The following is an 18,060-nucleotide window of genomic DNA, read 5'->3' on the forward strand; positions in this document are numbered from 1 at the left end:
CGGAACAGGATCGATGATCTCGCGCCATTCCCGCATCGCTGCGCTCGCCGCACGCCTTCTCGGCCTCGCGGTGGCCGCGGCCTCGCTGGCCGCTTGCACGACGGCCGGAACCGGCCACCGGTCGGTTCAGGCTCTGGAGAGCCGGGGCTCCTTCGCATCGCTCGCCGGAACGGCCCGGTCGCGCTCGCTGGTGTCGATGCCGGGTGCCGAGACCGCGCGATCGATCCAGGCGGACGATCGTCCCCAGGGCCTGCACCAGCGCATCACCTTCGGCGGTCCGGGCGACGGCGGCTGGATCGACCTCACGGTGGGACAGCAGGGCGCCGGCGGCGGCTCGGGCCCGACGAAGCCCACCCGAGCCGGCATCGCGTCCGAACTCGCCGCCCTCGCCCCCCGTTCGCTCTACCGGGTCTCGTCCCGGCCCGTGAACAATGCCTACGGCCCGGTCGGGATCGCCCTCGCCGAGCGCTGCGTCTACGCGTGGCAGTGGATCGACCCAGTGCCGAGCCTCGCCGCCGACCTTCCGGTGCCCGGCGCGCGGCTCGCCGCGTCGATCCGCGTCCATCGGTGCGGTGCGGCGACCGGAGACATGGAGGCGATCATCGGTGGCCTGGAGCGTCTCAGGCTCGGGACCGCTGGTTCCTCCGTCCTGCGCCCGCTCCGGCGGCGCCCCGCGCCGCAGACCCGCCCGGCCGGACAGGACGTCGCGGCTTCGTCACCCAGGCCGGACCAACCGGCACCGGTGGCGGCCGTCCGCCCCGTCCCCCAGCCCGCAGCCGGCGGGGCCGCGACCTATCTCGCGCCGCCCGCTCCCGTGCCTCCTGCCGTGTCCGCCGGCACGCTCGTCGTTCCGCGTCCTGGGCCGGCAGGGTCGGGCACGCTCACCGAGCCGCGCTTCCTCACCGGGCCGGTCCTCTCCGCCGGGGCCGGACGCGCCGGCGGCCCGCCCCCCATGCCGGTCCAGCAGCCGGCCGTTCAGACGGAACCGGTGTCGGGAGCCCTGCCGGCGCAGGCCTATCGCGGCCCGACCCCGCCACCGTTCGGCTGGTAGCCCCGCCCGCATCCATGTTGATGGTCGGTCCGCGATGACGGCGCGCCCCGCCACTGCCGGCCCCGCGACGCGGGCCGGTGGCGTGATGGCGGGGCCGGTGGGCGACGACGATCCGCCCCTCGGATCGCCCCGCCGGTGACGCGGACGGGACCTTCGGACCAGCGTCGACCTCCGCTGGTCCCCGCCACCTCAGTCGAGGCGGGTGAGGAAGTGCAGAGCGCTCCGGCTCGGCATGAAGAGGTAGGCGCCGCCGCGCATCCGGACGAAGTCCTTGATGCCGGTCAGGTTGAGCGGACCGCGCGGCGAGGGCACGGTCAGGCGGCCCGTCTTGCCGCCTCGCCCGATGATCGGGTCGACCTCGTTCTCCAGGCCGTGGAACTGCAAGGCGTAAGCCCAGGTCTGCTGGATGAACTCGAATTGCCGTTCGATGTCGGCGTTGAGGCACATGAACAGGAGCCCGGGCTTGCGCTCCCCGGGATCGCCGCTGCCGGCCGGACCGTAGGCGCGCCCGACCCGCAGGATGCGGTGCCGGTTGACGATGCCGAGTTCGCTCTTCGAGTCCGGGGCGAGACTCTCGCGCGGATTGGTCCGGCGGATGTGGGCGCCGAGGGGGCAGCGCTCGCCGAGGGGATCCTCGGCCCCGTACAGGAAGCCGTTGTCCGGCCGGAAGCGGTCCGGCGCGTGGCGTCGGGTGGCCGGCCCGTGCGGAAAGCGCACCAGCGAGGAGCCGTCCTTCCAGCGCCCGACCATCTTGGCGCCGATCCATTCCGGCAGCAGGGCCGGATCGAGCTGCGCGGGAATGGCAGGGTGGCCGGCATGGTCGCGCGCCGCCGTTTCCAGGTAGGCGTCGAAGGCCGCGACGTCCTGGGCGAGCTGCCGGATGACCAGGAAGGTGCCGTTGCGCCCGAAATCGCGCGCGGCCTCGCGCCGGCTCACTCCGAAATCCGGGATGAGCGCACCGCGCGACTGGGCCGGGTCGGCGAGTGGCAGCAGCTCGCCATGGTCCAGCGCGGCCGGCACCGTCGGGGAGGGCGGAAAGTAGCCGCGCCCGTCCGGATAGCCGAGCAGGAACTCGCCGGGCTCGACCGTGTGGATCGCGTCGGACTGGCGAAGCCAGCGACGCGTGCCCCTGACGATCGGCTGGGACACGCCGTCGACGAATCCGAACGGCTCGCGCACCGCCTTGACCGCATCGCCCTCCGAAGCGGGCAGGGGACCCGGATCGACCCGGTGGATCACCGCGCCGCCCGTCTCGGCGATCGCCGCCGCGAGGCTCGCGGCCTCCGCGTCGCGGGTCGCCTCCGTATCGGCGTAGAGCAGCAGGACGGCGTCGACCGTCGTCGAAGGCCCGCCCCAGAGCCAGTGACGGGCCGCATCGTCGCCGGTATCGGCCAGGATGGTGGCCCGGCCCGGCGAATCCATGCCGGCCCGGAAGCCGGCCGGGAAGGCGTCGTAGGTGTCCTTGGGCAGGCCGAGTCTCCTCAGGCCGCTCGCCGAGAGCGCAGCGATCAGGACCTTGTCGCGGGGCGGCTGGTCTCCGAAGGTGATGCGCGGCGCGATGCTCGCGAGCCAGGCGCGGGCGCTTGCGGCCTCTTCGGGCAGCCGCAGGGCGAGGCAGGCGGCGAAGCGGTGCCGGCTCAGGCCCCCGTAGAGGAGGGTCTGGACCTCGAAGGTCTCGATGAGGCTGTCGGGCCTGACCTTGGAGCCGAACAGGCCGAGCCAAGCTGCCGCCTCGTCCTCGGTCGAGACCCGGCCGAGCCCCTGGCGGATCGCCGCATTCGTGCGGATGCGCGCCGTCGTGAGGTGGGGATAGGCGCTGTACCAGAAGCGGGTCGGCTGCTGCTGCCGGCGCGCCCAGCGCTTGAAGCGGTCTCCATCGGTCGCGCCCTTGAAGAAGAGGTTCTCGGTGCGGGGGAAGCCGAGCGTGTTGCTCCAGGCCCCGGTCAGCCCGGCCGAGGCCTTGGTGATGAAGTCTTCGAGGTAGCTCTCCCAGCTGCCGCCGTAGTTCGAGAAGAACAGGAGCTTGTTCGTCCCCGGCAGCCGGAGCCAGCGGGCGTAGTGGATCGTGCCGATGTCGCTCAGGAAGCCGGGCCGGAAGCGCCGGTCCGTGATCATGCGGCCGATCGCCCAGAAGGCGATCCGCAGGGTCAGCTCGCGCAGGAGGCCGGGCTGCATGACCGAGATGCCGGCGAGGTGGTTCTGCTGGGTGTCCTTGAGGTTCTCGCTGTCGGCGATCGCCGCCATGAGGTCCGGATCGGGCAGGCCGTCGACGGGTCTGTTCGCCGCCTCCTTGCGCCGCAGGGCGAGATAGAGCGCGACGAGCCCTCCCACGACCACCGCCAGAGCGACGCCGAGCCCGACCACGAGGGTGAGCGCGCCGACCGTCGCGCCGTGCGACGTCCAGGCCGCGACCGTCGCGGCGGCGAGCAGGAGCGCGAGCAAGGCGAGAACCGGCCAGAGGAACGTCGCGAGCCCGGTGAGGACGAGGCCCACGATGTAGGCGGCGTCGAGCCCGCTCGTCTCCGCGGCGGCGATCCGTTCCAGGGGCTCCGGCCTCAGCAGCGGCTTGAGGTCCGGATCCTCGGCCACGATCCGCCTGGCGCGGTAGAACGTGTCGAGCGCCCGGACGTCCGGCGGGCTCGCGTCGAGGACATCCCGCAGTTTGCGCGCCAAGTCCCACTCCTGCTTGATGCGCGCCACCGACAGCCCGGGCGTGCCGCAGAAGTCGAGGCCCGCGACCTGTAAGAGACCCTGCCCGGTCCGCACCCGATGGCCCGCGAGGAAGTCCTGGAGCGGTCCGCGCAGGGTGATCCGGGCCGTGTGGAGGATCGGGGTGATCCAGGCTTCGAGATTCGCCGCCACCGCCGCGTAGGCGTCGTCGGGACCGCCGTCGGCGGAAATTTCGAGCACGAGGTGGGTCGGCTCGGTCCCGTCGCCGCGCACCACCGTGATCGAGAGGAAGTGCACGCCCTTGTCGTGCAGTGCCTCGCGGATCCTGCCGCTCCGGTGGAACAGGTCGGGCCGATAGGTGTCCAGCAGCGCGTCGACGACATCGGCCCTGCCGCGATCGAACGGGATCGCGCTCGTCACCATCGATTGGGTCATGGCTCCCCCCGGATCGGCCGGATCCCGGTGCGCACGCCTTTGGGCGTCGCGCGGTGCGGACCTGGCCCGGTTTGCTCCCTGCCCGCGACGCAGCGTTCGTCGTCGGGCGACCGGCTTTTCGCCGTGCCTCGTCACCGGCTGGACGAGGCGGATCCTGCGCTCGTCCAGCCTCCCCCCGCCCGAAATCCGCGCAGCCCTTCCGCGACGCTCTGCAGGCGTCCTATTTTCCGTCGACCGACCAGTGCGGCGGGTCGCTGACGAGCTTGATCACGCCGTAGCCGCTGCCGACCTTGATCAGCTGGGAATTGCTGCCGTTGCGCGGCTGCGTCCCGATCGTCAGCGTCGTGCCGTTCTTCTGACGGATCGCCAGCGCGCCGCTCCAGGAAATGGTCATGTCGACGGCGAGGGCATCGGTGTGACGCGACTTGAGCGCGGGACGGAAGACGATGTCGTAGCCGTTCACCATGTCCTGCGCGGCCTTCCGGGACTTGGCGAGCGTGCCGTGATCCCACTGGATCGGAACGCCGGCCATGGCGGGCACGGCGGAGGGCGCGACGGCCTTCTTGGCGATCTGCCAGGCCCAATGCATCAGGTAGGCGCGCTCGGCCGGTCGAAAGGTGGCGCTGATGCTGACGGTCGCGCCGCCCCGGCGCAGCGCATCCACGAACGCGCTCGCGGCAGCCCGGAACGGCTCCTTGAGATCGTCGAGCGAGCGGCTGGTCGGAAACAGCGCTACCCAATGCGCGCCTGACAGGCGCGCGGGCACCGAGGCCTCCGCCGCGGCCACATGCTCCGCGACGGCCGCTTCCCCACCCATGATGGATTGAAGATCCGCCCGGAGTCGCTCGGTTCGCTTCGGGACCGGCTTGGGCGGGATGAGGACGCTCAGGGCCTTCCTGAAGTAGCTCCTGCGTTCGGGCAGGCCGAGCAGCTTGGGATTGATGCGCTTCGTGACGGCCGCGACCGCCGCGTCCGTCGTGTCCGTCGCGACCTCACCGATCCTGTTCAGCCTCCAGTATCCGAGCGCGATCTCGAGCGCGCTGTCCGGCTGCCGGCAGAGGTCCGGTTCGTCCTCGAGCGGCATGCCGACCAGCTTGCCGACGGCTGCGAAATTTCCCCGGCCGGTCAACTGGATGAGGCCGCTTCCGCGATAGGTGTAACCGTCGTCCGGGAGGGTGTTGCCATTCACGCCTGCGTAGACGTAATTGGCGAGCTTCTTGGGGCTCTTGATATACTTCCTTGCGGTGGCGATGTCCGGGAATTTGCCCTTTCCGTACACGGTGATCAGGCGGCTCGGCGTGGTGTAATACAGATTCTCGTCGAGGCGCCCCAGGCCGCCGGTTTCGGCGGCGATCTGACTCAGGAAGTGGCAGATGGACGTCGCGGTCGTTAGGCCCGCGCCTGGAAAGGATTTCGGCGCGTCGGTCAGGATTGTCTCAACAATATCCGGATCGGCCGATGGGCAGATCGCATTGAGTCTCGCCGCAGTAAGGAAAGTCGAAATATCAATGTCCGACTGCGACATCGCGTGCCTCCAGAAAGGCTTGCACATCAGACGAGCCAAAGGATCGTCGGAAAATCGCAGAAACGCGCAAGGGTCAATCTAAGCAGCCTAATCTTCATAGTCAATCGAAATCATCATTTCTGCGACGGCATGCCTTCACTACAGACATCCGTCTTCACGCCGACCGGCGGCGTGCGCCGTGGATCGCCGCACGATTGCTGCCTTGAGCTCCGGATCCGTCACGGTGCCGCACCCGGTCGCCCTGCGACCAGAGGCGTCCTCGGGAGGAGGCGAAGGATCAGGTCCAAGTTGCGGTGAGAGGGCTGGCCGTCAACCATAGGCGCACTTACCGGCTCTACCGGGACGAAAGGCTGTCGATCCGACCTAAGCTGCTCAGGCGCAAGTCGGCTTGGCGCTATCGCCAAGGCCGACCGGCAATCGGCGGTCCCGACGAGGTCTGATGATGGACTTCACGGCCGACGGCCTCTTCGATGGGCGTTCACTCCGGATCCTGACAATCGTCGATTGTCACACGAGCCTACGATCGGCACGCCCGCCCCTGATCGCGTTCTTCTGGCTTCAGAGACCGTAGAACATCCTCGGACGGCTGATTTCTGGGGCATTACAAGCCCCGCGGCGGAGCCCGACTTAGTCGAGGCATTTCACTACCGAACCGGCAACCTGATCGACCTTCCACTGTTCGATGTCGATGCGCAGTGCTCCGGCCGGATCTGATCGCGCGGCTGGAAGACATGCCGCGGCGCGGGACGCTGATGGCTACGCGTGATCCGCAGGACCGTCGCCGAAAGGTGCATCTGCCTTGGCAGGAGCGCTACCTCCGAGAGTGCATTTCCGACATCCGCACGGCGTCTGGCATCGACCCCGAAATCGGCTTCATGGGCCTGCGCCATGGGCGGCAACGTCGAAGGCGCTGAGGCCAGCCCGACAGACGCTCAGCTCCGCGCGCGGAGTGGTCATCTCACCACCGCGGCACTGACTCCGGTACGCGCACGAAACCCCGAAGCACCGACAGGCGGGCGCGAGGAAACGATCGGACGCGAGAACGACGAGGAAGGATTCGTCGAGATAAGCCGCTGACGCCCTGTCGAAATGGCGCCTCGGATATCGGCCAAGTCCTTGAGATGATTGGTGGGTGCACTAGGGCTCGAACCTAGGACCCGCTGATTAAGAGTCAGCTGCTCTACCAACTGAGCTATGCACCCGCCGCTCCGGAGAGCGGGTCGGGCCGGCCACCAACCGGCCCGAACGCGAGGCGGGAGATAGCCGCTCGCGCGGGGAGAGTCCAGCCCTCCGCGCGAGGCGCCGCCGCGTTTTTTCGCCAGCTATTCGGCCGCGGCATGCTGGGCATGCAGGCGGGTCGCACCGGCGAGCAGCTTGTTGAGCGCCGCCAGATAGGCCTTGGCGGAAGCCACCAGGGTGTCGGGATCGGCGCCGCGCGCGGTCACGCTGCGCTCCGCTTGGCGCAGCCGCACCGAGACCTCGGCCTGTGCGTCCGTGCCCTCAGTGACCGCGTGCACGTCGTAAAGTTCGAGCTTCGCCTCGTGCGGCACCAGCGCGTGGATCGCGTTGAAGACGGCGTCCACCGGGCCGTTGCCGTCCGCCTCCTCGGTGGCGATCCGGCCCTCGATGTCGAGCTTCATGGTCGCGCGCTGGGGGCCGCGGGTGCCCGCGATCACCGTCAGCGAGACGAGGCGGATGCGGTCGTGCGCGGTGGCGAGGTTTTCGTCGACCAGCGCCTCGATGTCCTCGTCGTAGACATTCTTCTTGCGGTCGGCGAGCGCCTTGAAGCGCTCGAACGCGTCCTGGAACTGGTTGTCGGACAGGCGGTAGCCCATCTCTTCCAGCTTGGAGCGGAAGGCGGCGCGGCCCGAGTGCTTGCCCATCACCAGCGAGGTCTTTTGCACGCCGACCGATTCCGGCGTCATGATCTCGTAGGTGGACTGGTTCTTGAGCATGCCGTCCTGATGGATGCCGCTCTCGTGCGCGAAGGCGTTCCGGCCCACCACCGCCTTGTTGTACTGGACCGGGAAGTGCGTCGCGGCGGCGACGAGCTTGGAGGCCCGCATGATCTGCGTCGTGTCGATGCCGGTGGCGTAGGGCAGCACGTCCGCGCGGGTGCGCAAAGCCATCACGATCTCCTCGAGCGCCGCGTTGCCGGCCCGCTCGCCGATGCCGTTGATGGTGCACTCGACCTGGCGCGCGCCGCCCTCGATCCCGGCGAGCGAGTTGGCGATCGCGAGTCCGAGATCGTTGTGGCAATGGACCGAAAACACCGCCTTGTCGGCGTTCGGCACGCGCTCGCGCACGGCGCGGAACATCGCCCGGTACTCGTCCGGCGTCGCGTAGCCCACCGTGTCGGGCAGGTTGATGGTGGTCGCGCCCGCGCGGATCGCCGCCTCGACGCAGCGGCACAGGTAGTCGAGCGGGGTGCGGGTCGCATCCATGGCCGACCATTCCACGTCCTCGACGAGGTCGCGGGCCTGCGCCACGGTCTTCTGGATGATCTCCAGCACCTCGTCCTCGCTCTTGCGCATCTGGTGCGCGAGGTGGATCGGCGAGGTCGACACGAAGGTGTGGATGCGCCCGCGCGCGGCGAAGCGCACCGCCTCGCCCGCGCGGGCGATGTCGGCGGGGACCGCGCGGGCGAGGCCGGCGATCACCGCGCGCTTGGTGCGGCGCGCGATCTCGGCCACGGCCTCGAAGTCGCCGTTCGAGGCGATCGGGAAGCCGGCCTCGATGATGTCGACGCCCATGCCGTCGAGCATCTCGGCCACCACGAGTTTTTCCTCGAAGGTCATGGTGGCGCCGGGGCATTGCTCGCCGTCGCGCAGCGTGGTGTCGAAGATCAGGACACGCTCGGGAGAGGGGGTCGGGCGGGCGGCAGTGTCGGTCATGGCGGAAGGGTCCTTGAGTCCCGGCGCGGCGTGAGGCGGCGCAATCGCGAAGGTCGAGGGGGTGTCATCGCGCTCCCCTGAAGGCCCAGGCGCGCGCCCGGACGGCCCTCAGGGGCGGGTAAGGAGAAGGCCGGTGAGACGACGCGCGCGCACGAGGACCGCCGCGGGGGCGGAGGTCGTCGGCAGCGGCAGGGAGCCGGCATGCGCCACGGCTCGGGTCTCCTTCGGGCGAGCGCCCGGTGAATTCCTGCGTGTTCTACGGGGCGCGCGCGCCGATGACAAGACGCGCGGCCGGACCGCGATTGACCCGGGGCGCCCCGCTTGCCACAAGCGTGGCCATAATTTTTCGCCATGAATGTCCTGCGAGGAGATCGCCCATGTCCGCGCAAACCGGCCTCGCCGTCGCCCTGCTCGCGGCCCTCGGCCTGGCCGCCTGCAAGCCGAACACGCCGCCGCCCGCCGCCGCGGTGGCGGCCGCTCCCCTCGTGGCGGTGCCGCCGCCCGGGGGCGCCGGCTGCGGCCCGGCCATCGCCCGCACGCAGGCGATCGTGGAGAGCGACGTGACCAGCGGCAACCTCAACGCGCCGGTGGGCAAGCGGTTTTCCGACGATCTCGCCCGGGCGGCCGAGGCCTGCGCCGCCGGCCGCGAGGCCGACGCCGTACGCCTCCACGCCGCCGCCCGCGCGCGCTACGGCTACCCGTAGGCCCTCAGGCGTCTCCCCCGGCCGCGAAGGCGTCGCGCAGGAAGACCTGGGCGTAGACCGGCATGGATGCGGGGTCGATGTCGTCGGGGCCGCGCACCGCCACGACATCCGCCAATTCCGGCACGGCCTCCGCGGCGAGGTGGGCGCGGGCGCGGGCGAGGAGGGTGTCGGCGTCCTCGGCGAAGTGCATCGGCCGCAGGAAGGCGAGGTGGCCGCCCTCCTGCACGACGGTCCAGCCGCGATCGGTCTCGGGCGGCACGAGGCCGGTCTCCTCGTGCAGCTCGCGCAGCGCGCTCGCGCCGAGATCGACGCGACCGCCCTCGCGCACATCTTCTGGATCGGGCGTGCCGCAGGCGAAGTAGATCTGGCCCGCATTGGCCGTGTGGCCGTTCATGCGCCCGAGCAGGTAGGCGCCGTCCGCGCTGCGCGGCACGATGGCCGCGAACACGTTGAAGATGCCGGGATCCGGGAAGCCGAAATCGCGGAACGCCGTCAGGGTGGCGTAATCGGTCTCGAACAGCGCGGCATGGCAGGCGCCGTTCCGCTCCGCCAGCGCGTGGGCGAGCATCACCCGGCCGTTGAACATGGCGGGCCGGGCCGCGCGACGCCGCGCCCAGTGGGCCTCGATCCGTGCCCGGTTCTCGCGGGCCCAGGCCCACTCGTACGGGCCGAGCGCGGCCGTGACCGCGCGGGTGCGCCGGAGGGTGACGGGCGCCATCAGACCCGGATCTCGCCCTCGGCGACCACCACCGCGCTGCCCCCGATCTCCGCCGCGCGCAGGCGCCCCGCCTCGATCACGAGCTGGAGCGCGATCTCGCTCGGCCGGCCCATCTCGTAGCCCTGCGCGATCACGACGTCGTGCGTGCCGTCGCCGAGAGGCTCGAACTGCATCAGAGCGCCCGCGAAGGCCGCCACCGCGGCGCCGGTCGCCGGATCCTCCGGCACGCCGAGACCAGGGGCGAACATCCTGGCGCGGTACCCGTGGGCCGGGTCCTCGGTCTCGCGCGTGTAGAGGAAGACCTTGGCGTTCGCCCCGAACGCCGCGTCGAGGGAGGCGGCGCTGGAACGGGCGCGCCCGAGGGCGGGGAGCGTGCGCACGGGCACGAGGTCGAACGGCGTGCCGGCGGAATGGCGGCTCGGCAGGTGGCGCGAAAAGCCGATGTCGCCGGGTTCGAGGCCGAGCGCCGCGGCGGCGTCTTCCGGCGTGGGCCCCAGCCCCTCCGCCTCGCCCCAGACCTCCGGCAGGCGGGGCAGCCGGAAGCGCGCCCGCCCGCGCCCGTCCCCCGCCTCGACCACGCAGGAGACGGTGCCGACCGCCTCCTCCAGGCCGAACGCCACGGCATCGGCGACCTCGGAGCGGCGGTCGCGCAGCCCGAGCAGCACCGCGGTGCCGACCGTCGGGTGCCCGGCGAAGGGCAGCTCCTGGGCGGGCGTGAAGATGCGCAGCCACGCCCGGTGACGCGCCTCGCGCGGGGGCAGCACGAACACCGTCTCGGAGAGGTTGAACTCGCGCGCGATGGCCTGCATGGCGGCCTCGTCGAGCCCCTCGGCATCCAGCACCACCGCCAGCGGATTGCCGGCGAGCGGGCGCTCGGTGAAGACGTCGAGGGTGACGAAGCGGCGTGCAGGCATCGGGGGTCTCCGGGCGTCCTCACGCAACGCAACACGGAGCCGCGGTGCAGCGCAAGAGGAGCCGCCCGGATTCCCCGGCTCCTCCTGCGGAATCCGGCCTTTCCCTCAGACCGTGCGACCGCCGTCGATCGGCATCTCGACGCCGGTGATGAAGGCGGCCTCGTCGGAAGCGAGGAAGAGCGCGGTCGCGGCGATGTCCTCGGCGCGCGACAGGCGCCCGAGCGGGATGGTGGCGATGAACTTCGCCCGGTTCTCAGGGCTATCCGGCATGCCCATGAAGGCTTCGAGGAGGCCGGTCTCGCCCATCACCGGGCAGAGCGCGTTGACCCGGATCTTCCAGGGCGCGAGTTCCACCGCGAGCGACTTCGACATCAGGTTCACGGCGCCCTTCGAGGCATTGTACCACGTGAGCCCCGGCCGCGGGCGCAGACCCGCCGTCGAGCCGACGTTGAGGATCACCCCGCCGCCGTTGTCGCGCATCGCGGGCGCCACCGCGCGCACGTAGTAGAAGATCGACTTCACGTTGACGCGGAAGACGCGGTCGAACGCCTCTTCGTCCACATCCATGATCGGCTGGTTCTTGTGCGTCGTGCCGGCATTGTTGACGAGGATGTGCGGCGTGCCGAAGCGCTCGGTGGTCAGTGCCACGGTGCGCTGCACGTCGTCCTGCGCGCCCACATCGGCCGCGACCGCGATGGCGGCCTCGCCGATCTCGCGGGCCACGCGCTCGGCCGCGTCGCCCCGCAGGTCGACCACCGCGACCCGGGCGCCCTCCTGCGCGAAGCGCTTGGCGATGCCCTCGCCGAACCCGCCGCCGGCCCCCGTGACGATCGCGATCTTGCCGTCGAGCCTCATGCCGATCCTCCCCGTCGCCCGGGCGCTCCTCGGCGCGCGGGTCGCGGGCGGATCATGGCCGCCGGGGCCGGGCCTGTCCAATGCGCGGGCGGGGAGGGGCCATGCAGGCCGCGCCGGTGGCGGGCACGCCCTACAGCGCGCCCTCGCGCACCGAGCCCGGATCGGCGAGCGCGTGCAGCAGCCCGGCGGCCATATGCGCGAAGCGCAGGGTGACGGCCTTGCGCCGGGCGCCCGCGAGCGGGTGCTCGGGCGGCTCGCGCAGGATCGCGGCCGCGAAGGCGTCGGCCACGATCAGCCCGGTATCCTCCGGCAGCACGTGGGTCGGCATGTCGTCGGGCACCGCGAAGTAGAAGCGGTCGCAGTAGTCGCGATAGTCCGGCCACTTCCGGTCCGCCCGGAAATCGGCGAGGCCCGACTTGATCTCCACGATGGTGAGCTGTCCGCCCGGACCCAGCGCGATCAGGTCGGCGCGCCGGCCGTTGGCCAGGGTGAATTCCGGGATCGTCACGTGACCGAGTTCCGCGAACAGGCGGCGCACGCCGCGCTGCACTCCGAACGCGATCGGCGACTGGCGGCGGTCGAGAGGAAGCGAGAGGGCGGCGGACAAGGAGGCGCGAACCGGATCGAGGTGACGAGGACGAATCAGGAACGCGAGTCTGGACCGATGGGGCGCGGCTTGTCACTCGGGATGCGTGTCGCAGGGGCGTGGCGCGCGTGCCACGTGTCCCGCAAGTCATACTGCCCCCCTCTTGCCAAGCGGTGGCCCCAACGTTAGCACCGATTCAGAAACCGCTGGAATTTCAGCAGTTTATTATAATTCAAAACAGGGCCGCTCCCCGTCCCTCGCCGTGTCGGCGAGCCCGTCGTGCTGCGCGCCTCCAAGGGGTGACAGAGGATGATGTCGCGTCGTGGCATCGGCCGGCCGGCCGTTCTGAGGGCGGCGCTCGCGGGCGCTTCGCTGGCGGCGCTCGCGGGCACGGCCCTGGCGCAGCAGAGCGGCACCATCCCGCTGGACGCGATCGACGTGGAGGGGAGGGGGTCTCCCCTCGGCGCCCCGGCCGGCGGCGGAGCGGCCCCGCGCCTGCGTCCGGAGACGGCGGTCGGCCCGGTCCAGGGCTACGTCGCCACCCGCAGCGCGACCGCCACCAAGACCGACACGCCGCTGATCCGCACGCCCCAATCCATCTCGGTGATCGGCACCGAGCAGATCATCGCCCAGAAGGCGCAGACCCTCTCGGAGGCGGTGCGCTACTCGCCGGGCGTATTCGCCAACCAGTTCGGGCCGGACACCCGCCTCGACTGGTTCATCATCCGGGGATTTTCCGCCACCGAGAGCGGCCTCTTCCGCGACGGGCTGCAGCTGTTCCAGACCTCGTTCGCGAACTACCGCATCGATCCGTTCGGGGCCGAGCGCATCGAGGTGCTGCGCGGACCGGCCGCGACGCTTTTCGGTGGCAGCCCGGTGGGCGGCCTCGTCAACATCGTGACGAAGCGCCCGCCGCTCGATCCGCTGCGCTACGTCGAGGTCGGCGGCGGCTCGTTCAACCAGGCCTACGCGGCCTTCGACGTCGGCGGACCGGTCGATCAGGAAGGCCACTGGTTCTACCGCCTCACCGGGCGGTTCCAGAACAGCGACGCGCAGGTGCGCTTCGCGCCCGAGAACCGCTACTACATCGCGCCCGCCTTCACCTATAAGCCGGACGGGGCCACCACTTTCACGCTGCTCACGAGCTTCCAGCGCGACGAGACCGGCGGGGCCGGCCAGTTCCTGCCCTATTTCGGCACCGTGCGCCGCCAGGCGCTGGGCCTGCGCATCGACCGCTCGCTCAATGTCAGCGATCCGCTGGTCGATGGCTACACCCGCAACCAGGCGAATGTCGGCTACGTCTTCGAGCATCAGTTCAACGACGTCTGGACCGTGCGTCAGAACATGCGCTACTCGTTCACCGACGTGCGCGACCGGCGCTATGTCGGCAACGGGTACGATGTCGGCGACACGACGCAGACGCAGCTCTCGCGCTACGGCTTCCTGACCACGCCGCGGGCCGGACTCGTCACGGTCGACACGCAGGCGGAGGCGCGGTTCAGCGACGGCCTGTTCGCGCACGACCTGCTGCTCGGCGTCGACTACAAGCACTACAACCTCTACGACAACCAGGCCTCGACTTTCCCGGTCCCGTCGCTGAACATCCTGCGGCCGATCTACTTCCAGCCCTCGGCCTATCCGACGCCGTACCTCGTCACCAACCAGACGCTGCAGCAGGTCGGCCTCTACGCGCAGGACCAGATCCGGCTGACCGAGCGCCTGACCTTCCTCGCCGGCGTCCGGCAGGACTTCGTCACCAGCGACGTGATCAACAGGCTCACGCCCGCCTCGTCGGTGCGCGGCGACGACCAAGCCCTCACTGGACGGCTGGGGCTGATCTACAACTTCGACAACGGGTTCGCCCCCTACGTGACCTGGGGCACCTCGTTCAACCCGACGCCCGGCACCAACACGGCCGGCCGGCCCTTCGCGCCCGACCGCGGCGACCAGATCGAGGTGGGCGCCAAGTTCCAGCCGGTCGGCTGGAACACGCTCTTCACGGTCGCGGCCTTCGACCTCCAGCGCTCGAACGTGCTGACGCCGGACCCGAACAATCCCTTCAACAACCTGCAGATCGGCGCGGTGCGCTCGCGCGGCTTCGAGGCCTCGGTGGTCGCCACCCTCACGGAGGGCCTGAACCTCGTCGGCGCCTACACGGTCTATGGCCTGCGCACCGTCGAGGGCACGGTGCTGGACCTCGGCCGGGTGCCGGTGGGCATTCCGGAGACCTTCGGATCGCTGTGGCTCGACTACACCTTTCCGGCCGGCCCCTTGAAGGGCTTCGGCTTCGGCGGCGGCGTGCGCTACGTCGGGCGCTCCTTCGCGGATGTCGCCAACACCCTGACGGTGCCCGACTACGTGCTGTTCGACGCCGCGATCCACTACGAGCGCGACGGCTGGCGCGCCGCCGTGAACCTCCAGAACGCCACCGACCGCCGCTTTGTCTCGTCCTGCTCGACCGTGACCGCCTGCTTCTACGGCGAGCAGCGGCGGATCATCGGCAGCGTGAGCTACACGTGGTGAGGAGGCAGACCCGGATGACGGCGGCTTCCCTGCGCGCGTGGCGCTTCGTCCACACCTGGACGAGCCTCATCTGCACCGTCTTCATGCTGCTGCTCTGCCTGACGGGGCTGCCGCTGATCTTCCACCACGAGATCGACGAGTGGCTCGGCGCGCAGGCCGAGCCGGCCGCGATCCAGGCCGGCCAGGAGCCGCTGCCGCTCGCGCGCATCGCGGAGGCCGCGCTCGCCCAGCATCCGGGCAAGGTGATGCAGTATCTCGGCTTCGACCAGCACGAGCCGCGCTCGGTCTTCGCCATCCTCAACGACAGCCCGGGCGGCCACCCGAACGACTCGATCACGAAGGTCTACGACTCCCACACCGCCGCGCCGCTGGGCCCGCCGATGAGCGCCTTCATGATGGTGATGCTGCGCCTGCACGTGGACCTCTACGCGGGCCTTCCCGGCAAGCTCTTCCTCGGGCTGATGGGCACCCTGCTCGTCGCCGCCATCGTGTCGGGCGTGGTGCTGTACGCGCCCTTCACCCGGCGCCTCGCCTTCGGGACGATCCGTACCGAGCGAGCGCGGCGCACCGTCTGGCTCGACCTGCACAACCTCCTCGGCATCGTCACGGTGGCGTGGCTGACGGTGGTGGGGGTGACGGGCGTGATCAACACGCTCGCCGAGCCGATGATCAACCACTGGAAGGCCACGGAACTCGCCGACATGGTGGCGTCGCAGGCGAGTGGAGCGGGAGTGGCCGCCGCCGCGGCCCTGCCGCTCGATCGCGTGGTCGAAAAAGCCCGCGCCGCCGCGCCCGGCATGACGGTCTCGTTCATCGCCTATCCGGGCACCGCCTTCAGCACTTCCCGCCACTTCGGCGTCTTCCTGCGCGGCGACACGCCGCTCACCGCGCGCCTGCTGCAGCCGGTGCTGCTCGACGCCGGGACCGGGGAGGTCGGAGCGACCCGGCACCTGCCCTGGTACCTCACGGCCCTCCTCGTCTCGCAGCCGCTGCATTTCGGCGATTACGGCGGCATGCCCCTCAAGATCATCTGGGCGCTCCTCGACCTCGTGAGCATCGTGGTGCTGGGCAGCGGCCTCTACCTCTGGCTCGCGCGCCGCCACCGCACCGCGCCCGCCGCGCTCACCCTGCGGCCCGCCCCGAGCGCATGACACGGGTTCCGAAGGCCGCGGAGGGACGAAGTGTCTTCCGCATCCCGCTCCTCGTCGGTCTCGCCTCGATCGGCGGGCTTCTCAGCGCCCTGTTCTTCGAGGGCCCGGGCTGGGTGGCGGCCTGGGCCGGCCTCGGCCTGCCGCTCGCCCTGGTGGCGTGGCACGTCGGTCAGGCGCTGATCCGCAACGAACGAAGCGGTTGATCTCGCGCGCCCGCTCGCCGACATTCGGCGCCGCCCCGGACCGGCACGAAGTCCGGGCACGGCGTGCGGAGGAGACGGGATGAGCCAGCAGGGCGCTGCCGAGGGGCGGAAGGGCGGTCGCGGCGTGCGCCTCGTCGGCGGCACGGCGGTCGCGCAGAACGCCAGTGCGGTGCGGCTCGACCGCGTCTCGATCGCCTTCACGCTCAAGGGCGGCAAGCGCTACGTGGCGGTCGAGGGCATCGACCTCGGCGTGGCGCCGGGCGAGTTCGTGGCGGTGGTGGGACCGACGGGCTCGGGCAAGTCGACCCTCCTCAACGCCGCCGCCGGATTGCTCAAGCCGGCGGACGGCAGCGTCACGGTGTTCGGGCAGCCCCTTCAGGGCATCAACGCCCGGGCGGGCTACCTCTTCCAGGCCGACGCGCTGATGCCCTGGAAGACCGCCCTCGACAACGTGGCGGTGGCGCTGGAGCCGAAGGGCGTGGCCCGCGCCGAGGCACTGGCGCGGGCCCGCGACTGGCTGGCGCGGGTGGGGCTCGCCACCTTCACCGACCGCTACCCGCACATGCTCTCGGGCGGCCAGCGCAAGCGCGTGGCGCTCGCCCAGATGCTGATCCGCGACCCCGAGATCCTGCTGATGGACGAGCCCTTCGGGCCGCTCGACGCCCAGACCCGGCAGATCATGGGCAACCTGCTGCTGGAACTGTGGGCGGCCAACCGCAAGGCGGTGATCTTCGTCACCCACGACCTCGAAGAGGCGATCGCCCTCTCAGACCGGGTGATCGTGCTCACGGCCGGCCCGGCGGCGCGGATCGTCGGCGAGTACGCGGTGACCCTGCCGCGCCCGCGCGACATCGCCGAGATCCGCCTCGAACCGCAGTTCCACGCCATCTACAAGGAGATCTGGGCGTGCCTGCGCGTCGAGGTCTCCCGCGCCTACGCCACCGGCCCGGCCTGAGCCCCGCAGCGGAGGACTGCCCGTGAAGGAGCCTTGCCCGTGAAGGAGCCTTGCCCGTGAACCGCCCGATCAACCGTCTCGGCCTCCTGGCCCTCCAGATCCTCGTCGGCTTCGTCGTGCTGGCGGTCTGGCACGTCCTCACCGTCTACCCGATCCTGGGCCAGCCCAAGCAGGTGCAGTTCTTCTTCTCGACTCCGATCGACGTCCTCAAGCGCACCTGGGCGGAGATGGCGAACCCGGAGATCTGGAACCACCTCTGGATCACCCTGCAGGAGACGATCCTGGCCTTCGTCACGGGGGCGCTGGGCGGCATCGCCTTCGGCTTCCTGTTCGCCCGCAACGCGTTGCTCGCCGCGGTGTTCGACCCCTACATCAAGGCCGCGAACGCCCTGCCGCGCGTGGTGCTGGCGCCGATCTTCGCGCTCTGGTTCGGGCTCGGCATCTGGTCGAAGGTGGCGCTCGGCTTCACCCTGGTGTTCTTCATCGTGTTCTTCAACGTCTACCAGGGCGTGCGCGAGGTGAGCCCGGTGGTGCTCAACAACGCCCGCATGCTCGGCATGAACGAGCGCGGGCTCCTGCGCCACGTCTACTGGCCCTCGGCACTCACCTGGATGTTCTCGTCCCTGCACACGGCGGTGGGCTTCGCCCTCGTCGGCGCGGTGGTGGGCGAGTATCTCGGCTCCTCGGCCGGTCTCGGCTACAAGATCCACGAGGCCGAGAGCGTCTTCGACGTCACGGGCGTCTTCGCCGGCATGCTGATCCTGGCGGTCTTCGTCATCGCGATCGACGCGGTGGTGACGCTGATCGAGAACCGGCTCCTGGTCTGGCGCCCCGGCGGGGCCGGCGGGCAGGTGTGACGCGAAAAAAACCAACCAT

14 protein-coding genes, 1 tRNA gene and 1 pseudogene are annotated in these 18,060 nt (G+C 70.5%); 8 read left to right on the top strand and 8 right to left on the bottom strand.

Features of this window, described 5'->3' with window-relative positions; translation table 11 throughout:
* Positions 1–13 precede the first annotated feature (13 nt).
* The gene (gene bcsN, locus ACKUB9_RS06525) at positions 14–1,051 is read left to right on the top strand and encodes a cellulose biosynthesis protein BcsN (protein WP_407520395.1); all 1,038 of its coding nucleotides are present in this window, start codon (positions 14–16) and stop codon (positions 1,049–1,051) included.
* A 189-nt stretch (positions 1,052–1,240) separates the two neighbouring features.
* Here bcsN and ACKUB9_RS06530 read toward each other — a convergent pair whose 3' ends face one another.
* Positions 1,241–4,156 carry a Dyp-type peroxidase gene (locus tag ACKUB9_RS06530; protein ID WP_407520397.1) on the bottom strand — a complete coding sequence of 972 codons (2,916 nt, stop codon included), beginning with the start codon at positions 4,154–4,156 and terminating at the stop codon, positions 1,241–1,243.
* Between the two features lie 220 nt (positions 4,157–4,376).
* Positions 4,377–5,681: a glycoside hydrolase family 19 protein gene (locus ACKUB9_RS06535; protein ID WP_407520400.1), complete on the bottom strand. Its 1,305-nt coding sequence runs from the start codon at positions 5,679–5,681 to the stop codon at positions 4,377–4,379.
* 299 nt (positions 5,682–5,980) lie between these two features.
* Between ACKUB9_RS06535 and ACKUB9_RS06540 the strand changes: the two are divergent.
* Positions 5,981–6,195, top strand: a pseudogene (locus tag ACKUB9_RS06540) (IS3 family transposase); the annotation flags it as partial.
* A 612-nt stretch (positions 6,196–6,807) separates the two neighbouring features.
* Here ACKUB9_RS06540 and ACKUB9_RS06545 read toward each other — a convergent pair.
* Positions 6,808–6,883, bottom strand: a tRNA-Lys gene (locus ACKUB9_RS06545).
* Between the two features lie 120 nt (positions 6,884–7,003).
* The gene (locus tag ACKUB9_RS06550; RefSeq protein ID WP_407520403.1) at positions 7,004–8,575 is read right to left on the bottom strand and encodes a 2-isopropylmalate synthase; all 1,572 of its coding nucleotides are present in this window, start codon (positions 8,573–8,575) and stop codon (positions 7,004–7,006) included.
* Between the two features lie 377 nt (positions 8,576–8,952).
* On the opposite strand from ACKUB9_RS06550, the gene ACKUB9_RS06555 reads away from it, so the two are divergent.
* Positions 8,953–9,279: a hypothetical protein gene (locus tag ACKUB9_RS06555; RefSeq protein ID WP_407520406.1), complete on the top strand. Its 327-nt coding sequence runs from the start codon at positions 8,953–8,955 to the stop codon at positions 9,277–9,279.
* A gap of 4 nt (positions 9,280–9,283) precedes the next feature.
* Here the strand turns inward: ACKUB9_RS06555 and ACKUB9_RS06560 are convergent, their stop codons facing one another.
* The 4 genes from ACKUB9_RS06560 to ACKUB9_RS06575 all read right to left on the bottom strand — a co-directional run bounded on the left by ACKUB9_RS06560 (position 9,284) and on the right by ACKUB9_RS06575 (position 12,373).
* The gene (locus tag ACKUB9_RS06560) at positions 9,284–9,997 is read right to left on the bottom strand and encodes an NUDIX hydrolase (RefSeq protein WP_407520409.1); all 714 of its coding nucleotides are present in this window, start codon (positions 9,995–9,997) and stop codon (positions 9,284–9,286) included.
* Complete coding sequence (locus ACKUB9_RS06565; protein WP_407520412.1) at positions 9,997–10,911, bottom strand: PhzF family phenazine biosynthesis protein; 915 nt, start codon at positions 10,909–10,911, stop codon at positions 9,997–9,999. Before ACKUB9_RS06565 ends, ACKUB9_RS06560 begins: the two co-directional genes overlap by 1 nt.
* 105 nt (positions 10,912–11,016) lie before the next feature.
* Positions 11,017–11,766: an SDR family oxidoreductase gene (locus ACKUB9_RS06570; protein ID WP_407520415.1), complete on the bottom strand. Its 750-nt coding sequence runs from the start codon at positions 11,764–11,766 to the stop codon at positions 11,017–11,019.
* Positions 11,767–11,896: 130 nt separating this feature from the next.
* Positions 11,897–12,373: an MmcB family DNA repair protein gene (locus ACKUB9_RS06575; RefSeq protein WP_407520417.1), complete on the bottom strand. Its 477-nt coding sequence runs from the start codon at positions 12,371–12,373 to the stop codon at positions 11,897–11,899.
* Positions 12,374–12,661: 288 nt separating this feature from the next.
* Between ACKUB9_RS06575 and ACKUB9_RS06580 the strand changes: the two genes are divergently transcribed.
* From ACKUB9_RS06580 to ACKUB9_RS06600, 5 genes are all read left to right on the top strand, one after another.
* Complete coding sequence (locus tag ACKUB9_RS06580; RefSeq protein ID WP_407520420.1) at positions 12,662–14,875, top strand: TonB-dependent siderophore receptor; 2,214 nt, start codon at positions 12,662–12,664, stop codon at positions 14,873–14,875.
* 14 nt (positions 14,876–14,889) lie between these two features.
* Positions 14,890–16,026 carry a PepSY-associated TM helix domain-containing protein gene (locus tag ACKUB9_RS06585; RefSeq protein ID WP_407520423.1) on the top strand — a complete coding sequence of 379 codons (1,137 nt, stop codon included), beginning with the start codon at positions 14,890–14,892 and terminating at the stop codon, positions 16,024–16,026.
* The gene (locus ACKUB9_RS06590; RefSeq protein ID WP_407520425.1) at positions 16,023–16,229 is read left to right on the top strand and encodes a hypothetical protein; all 207 of its coding nucleotides are present in this window, start codon (positions 16,023–16,025) and stop codon (positions 16,227–16,229) included. Before ACKUB9_RS06585 ends, ACKUB9_RS06590 begins: the two co-directional genes overlap by 4 nt.
* A 79-nt stretch (positions 16,230–16,308) precedes the next feature.
* Positions 16,309–17,184 carry an ABC transporter ATP-binding protein gene (locus ACKUB9_RS06595; RefSeq protein WP_407520427.1) on the top strand — a complete coding sequence of 292 codons (876 nt, stop codon included), beginning with the start codon at positions 16,309–16,311 and terminating at the stop codon, positions 17,182–17,184.
* A gap of 68 nt (positions 17,185–17,252) precedes the next feature.
* Positions 17,253–18,041 (top strand): ABC transporter permease, encoded by a 789-nt coding sequence (locus ACKUB9_RS06600; RefSeq protein WP_407520479.1) that lies wholly within the window; start codon positions 17,253–17,255, stop codon positions 18,039–18,041.
* Positions 18,042–18,060 lie beyond the last annotated feature (19 nt).

Source organism: Methylobacterium oryzisoli, assembly GCF_046557895.1.
Lineage (GTDB): Bacteria > Pseudomonadota > Alphaproteobacteria > Rhizobiales > Beijerinckiaceae > Methylobacterium > Methylobacterium oryzisoli.

Coding starts and splice junctions, on each gene's coding strand:
- ACKUB9_RS06530 (WP_407520397.1), bottom strand. CDS start 4,156: ATGACCCAATCGATGGTGACGAGCGCGATCCCGTTCGATCGCGGCAGG.
- ACKUB9_RS06590 (WP_407520425.1), top strand. CDS start 16,023: ATGACACGGGTTCCGAAGGCCGCGGAGGGACGAAGTGTCTTCCGCATC.
- ACKUB9_RS06570 (WP_407520415.1), bottom strand. CDS start 11,766: ATGAGGCTCGACGGCAAGATCGCGATCGTCACGGGGGCCGGCGGCGGG.
- ACKUB9_RS06595 (WP_407520427.1), top strand. CDS start 16,309: ATGAGCCAGCAGGGCGCTGCCGAGGGGCGGAAGGGCGGTCGCGGCGTG.
- ACKUB9_RS06550 (WP_407520403.1), bottom strand. CDS start 8,575: ATGACCGACACTGCCGCCCGCCCGACCCCCTCTCCCGAGCGTGTCCTG.
- ACKUB9_RS06585 (WP_407520423.1), top strand. CDS start 14,890: ATGACGGCGGCTTCCCTGCGCGCGTGGCGCTTCGTCCACACCTGGACG.
- ACKUB9_RS06580 (WP_407520420.1), top strand. CDS start 12,662: ATGATGTCGCGTCGTGGCATCGGCCGGCCGGCCGTTCTGAGGGCGGCG.
- bcsN (WP_407520395.1), top strand. CDS start 14: ATGATCTCGCGCCATTCCCGCATCGCTGCGCTCGCCGCACGCCTTCTC.
- ACKUB9_RS06555 (WP_407520406.1), top strand. CDS start 8,953: ATGTCCGCGCAAACCGGCCTCGCCGTCGCCCTGCTCGCGGCCCTCGGC.
- ACKUB9_RS06535 (WP_407520400.1), bottom strand. CDS start 5,681: ATGTCGCAGTCGGACATTGATATTTCGACTTTCCTTACTGCGGCGAGA.
- ACKUB9_RS06565 (WP_407520412.1), bottom strand. CDS start 10,911: ATGCCTGCACGCCGCTTCGTCACCCTCGACGTCTTCACCGAGCGCCCG.
- ACKUB9_RS06560 (WP_407520409.1), bottom strand. CDS start 9,997: ATGGCGCCCGTCACCCTCCGGCGCACCCGCGCGGTCACGGCCGCGCTC.